Origin of the sequence: Hyphomonas sp. (assembly GCF_037969335.1) — a bacterium.
Taxonomy (GTDB): Bacteria; Pseudomonadota; Alphaproteobacteria; order Caulobacterales; family Hyphomonadaceae; genus Hyphomonas.
On sequence record NZ_JBBKXE010000159.1, the window covers coordinates 1 to 4150 of the forward strand.

General features: G+C 63.3%; 4 protein-coding genes. 3 read left to right on the top strand and 1 reads right to left on the bottom strand.

Translation table 11 applies throughout. From position 1 onward, the window contains the following. Both AADA04_RS12070 and AADA04_RS12075 read left to right on the top strand, forming a co-directional pair. Positions 1-1169, top strand: a 1169-nt coding sequence (locus AADA04_RS12070) for an AMP-binding protein (protein ID WP_340693523.1), incomplete at its 5' end; no start/stop codon positions are given. A gap of 43 nt (positions 1170-1212) precedes the next feature. After that, a complete protein-coding gene (locus tag AADA04_RS12075) occupies positions 1213-2379 on the top strand; it encodes a CoA transferase (RefSeq protein WP_340693524.1) in 1167 nt (388 codons plus the stop codon). Here the strand turns inward: AADA04_RS12075 and AADA04_RS12080 are convergent. Then, positions 2376-3071: a VOC family protein gene (locus AADA04_RS12080; protein WP_340693525.1), complete on the bottom strand. Its 696-nt coding sequence runs from the start codon at positions 3069-3071 to the stop codon at positions 2376-2378. The two genes, AADA04_RS12075 and AADA04_RS12080, sit on opposite strands and share 4 nt — an antisense overlap. A gap of 81 nt (positions 3072-3152) precedes the next feature. On the opposite strand from AADA04_RS12080, the gene AADA04_RS12085 reads away from it, so the two are divergent. After that, positions 3153-4150 (top strand): hypothetical protein (locus tag AADA04_RS12085; protein WP_340693526.1); only part of this gene is annotated, 998 nt, incomplete at its 3' end.

Genomic DNA, 4150 nt, shown 5'->3' on the forward strand with positions numbered 1-4150 from the left:
GCAAGGGCGATGCCTCGCCGCTGGGCATCGAGCGGTCGGGCGACGATTTGCTGTTCCTATACACCGGCGGGACGACCGGCATGCCGAAGGGCGTGATGTGGTCGCACGGCATCTGGCGCCAAGCCGGCATGGAGGGCGTCGCCAAGGCGGGCGGCGTGGTGCCGAGGGACCTGGCCGAACATGTGGCGAACGCACTGGAAGTCGGCCGGCACGCGCGGATCATTCCCGCCTGCCCGCTGATGCACGGCACAGGCCTGTTCACGGCGATGGGCGTGATCCTGAATGGCGGCACGATCGTCACGCTGACCGAGAACAAGAATTTCAGCCCGCAGAACCTGTGGGAGACGGTCGCGAAAAACGGCGTGACCAATATGGCCATCGTCGGCGATGCGTTCGGCAAGCCGATGCTGAAGGAACTGGACGAGAATGCCGGCAAGTATGACCTGAGCACGGTCGCGGCGGTCGTGTCGTCGGGCGTGATGTGGTCGAGCGAGATCAAGCGCGGCCTGCTGAAACACATGCCGCAGGCAGCCATGATGGACAGTTTCGGCGCGTCGGAAGCGGTGGGCTTCGGCTCGTCGGCAATGACGGCGGACGGCGAAGTGAAGACCTCGAAATTCGAGCTTGGCCCGCAATGCAAGGTGTTCTCGGAAGACCATCGCGAGATCCAGCCGGGCAGCGGCGAGGCCGGATTCGTGGCTCGCGGCGGTGCAGTGCCGCTCGGCTACTACAAGGACCCGGAGAAGACGGCGAAGACCTTCCCGACGATCAATGGCATGCGTTACTCCATCCCCGGCGACTGGTGCACGGTGGAGGCCGACGGCTCGATGACTCTGCTGGGGCGCGGATCGAACTGTATCAATACCGCCGGCGAGAAGGTCTATCCCGAGGAAGTGGAAGAAGCGCTCAAACTGCACGATGCCGTGCGTGACGCGCTGGTGGTCGGCCTGCCGGACGACAAGTGGGGACAGGCCGTGACGGCTGTGGTGTCGCTGGACGGTGACGTGAGCGAGGAAGACCTTCGCGCCTTCGTGGCGACGAAGATTGCGCGCTTCAAATCGCCCAAGCGCATCTTCTTCAAGCCTGACCTTGGCCGCGCCGTGAACGGCAAGGCGGACTACAAGACGATCAAGGCGTTTGCTGAAGCGCAGGCCGGCGTGAAAGCATAGGCGGCTTGTTGCCCCAGCGACGCGGAATGCGGTAGAGGCAGTCATGACAGATACGCCGAAACCAAACGGCCCGCTGCATGGGCTGAAAGTTGTCGAGATGGGGCAACTCATCGCGGGACCGTTCTGTGGCCAGCTGCTGGGCGACATGGGCGCCGAAGTGGTCAAGATCGAGCCGCCCGGCAAGGGCGACCCGATGCGCGAGTGGGGCCAGGGCGACAAGCCGTCCTGGTGGCGCGTGATTGGCCGCAACAAGTATTCCGTGGCCGTGGACCTGCGCACCGAAGAGGGCCAGCAGTTGGCGCGCGACCTTATCGGCGAGGCCGACGTGCTGGTCGAGAATTTTCGGCCCGGCGCGCTGGAAAAGTGGAACCTCGATCCCGTAAAGCTGCGTGAGGCCAATCCGGGCCTGATCGTGTCGCGCATGTCGGGCTATGGCCAGACGGGGCCCTATGCCCAACGGCCGGGCTTCGGCCTGATCGGCGAGGGCTTTGGCGGTTTGCGCGGCATTGTCGGCGAGCCGGACCGGATGCCGTCGCGCGTCGGCATCTCCATCGGCGACTCGCTGGCGGCGACCTATGGCTGCATGGGTATTCTCGCGGCGCTGCACCACCGCAACCAGACGGGCGAAGGCCAGGTCATCGACGTCGCGCTGTATGAAAGCGTGCTGCAGGTGATGGAAAGCTATGTGGCGGACTATTCAGCCTCGGGCCACAAGCGTCAGAGGAGCGGCGCGATATTGCCGAAGATTGCCCCGTCGAACGTCTATCCGTGCAAGGATGGCGACTTCCTGATCGGCGGCAATCAGGACCAGATTTTCAAACGGCTGTGCGATGCGATGGCACGCCCGGAACTGGCGCTCGACCCGCGCTATGCGACGCACCTGGCGCGCGGCAAGAACCAGGCGGAACTGGACGCGATCATTGCGGACTGGACACGCACGCTGACGGTGGCGGAACTGGAAGTCCTTTTGCTGGACCATGGCGTACCATCGGGCAAGATATTCGATGCCGAGGACATGCTGGCCGATCCGCATTATGCGGCCCGGGAATCTGTCGTGACGCTGGAGGACGCGGACCTCGGCCCCGTGACCATGCAGAACACGTTCCCGAAATTCTCGGCCACGCCGGGATCGATCCGCAAGCCTGCACCACGTGAAGTGGGCGAAGATACTGCAGCGATCCTTGAGCGCTGGCTCGGACGGCCCGCCTAAGCAGGAACAGGTGGCCCCGGGAACTTGGCTGAATTGGCGATGACCTCATCGGGCATTTTCAACATGGCCTGGTACATTTCCGGCGGGTAGACCATGTGCGGCTTGGCAGGATCGTAAGCCGGCTGGGGCTCGTTGCCCTGTCCCGCATATGGCGCGGGCGCCTTGTAGGCTTCGGCTTCCGCTTCCGAAATGCCTGCCTTTTCCAGAACCACGGGATCGATCCATTGTTTCGGATCGACCGTCGTCACAGGCGCGGCGACCTCGAGTGTCATCTGGTCCGGCCCGGCAAAATAAATCGACTGGCAGAAACCATGGTCGAGCGGGCCGATGACATTGATGCCGTGGCTGCGAAGGCGGTCACGCATGCCGAGGAGACCGGCTTCATCATCCGCGCGGAATGCAAGGTGCTGCATCGTGCCGGCAGCGCTGGGCAGCGCGCCATTGCCGGAATGGGTGATTCCGAGCGTGACTGGTATCTTGTCGACGTCGGGCAACTGGACGATGGAGAAGAAGCTGTGATCGTTCATGCGGAGGAAGGCGTGGAGCCCACCGGGCACGCCGTGCATGTCGAACAGCGCTACGAGCGGAAAGTTCATGACCTCCGAAAAGAAGGCGATATGCGCTTTGATGTCTGATGCCATGATGGCGATGTGATGTATGCCGCTGGGCTGCGACCGGGACTGTTGGTTCATTCCTCGGGCCTTTCCTGCTTTCCCCTGATCGTTCTTTCAGCAAGTATGCGCTTCATAAAAAACAAGGGCAAGGAACGCAGAATGGCTATCGTAAGGGAACCCTACGGATTTGTTCACGCAGATACAGGACGGCTGAAAGAGACCTATGGCGGCCCGGCGGGACAGGTGTTCGTGGAATGCATGCGCATCCGGCCGGATGATACGGAGGCGAAGACAGTCATCATTTTCAGCCACCCGATTGGCGGCGGCAGTTTCCTGTCGCTGGTGACGTCGCTGGCCCATGCCGGGCACCATGTCATCTATTGCAACCCGCGGTACCGGGGCAATGACACGGCACTGATCATGGAGAAATGCGTGCTGGACCTCGGCGCCTGTATCGCCGACGCGAAGAAGCGGTTCGGCTATGACAAGGTGGTGCTGGGGGGATGGTCCGGGGGTGGGTCACTATCGACATTCTACCAGGACCAGGCCGAACATCCGACGATCACCGAGACGCCGGCCGGCGACCCGGCAGACCTTGCCGGCGCGGGCCTGATCCCGGCCGACGCGATCCTTCTGCTGGCGGCGCATATCAGCCGGTCGCATACGATGACGGAATGGATCGACCCGTCGATCCTGGACGAGGACAAGCCGTTCGAACGGGACCGGGAGCTGAACCTCTACGACCCGGCCTGCCCGAACCAGCCGCCCTATAAGCCGGACTTCGTGGAGCGGTTCCGGGCAGCACAGGTGGCGCGTAACCGCCGCATCACCGATCGGGTGCTGGCGCAGCTGGCGGAGATAAAGGCCGGGCCTGATCCGGATTCCGAGCGCTGCTTCGTGGTGCAGGGTACGATGAGCGATGTGCGCTGGCTGGACCCGACGCAGGACCCGTCCGATCGCACGCCGGGCACGTGTTACCTCGGTGACCCGAAGATCGCCAATGACGGGCCAGTGGGGCTGGGGCGGTTCACCACCCTACGCTCATGGCTGTCGCAGTGGAGCTATGACAAGAGCCGGGCGGACGGCACGGGCAATGCCTCACGCGTCTCCTGCCCTGTGCTCGTCATCAGCAACTCAGCCGACTTGGCCTGCACGCC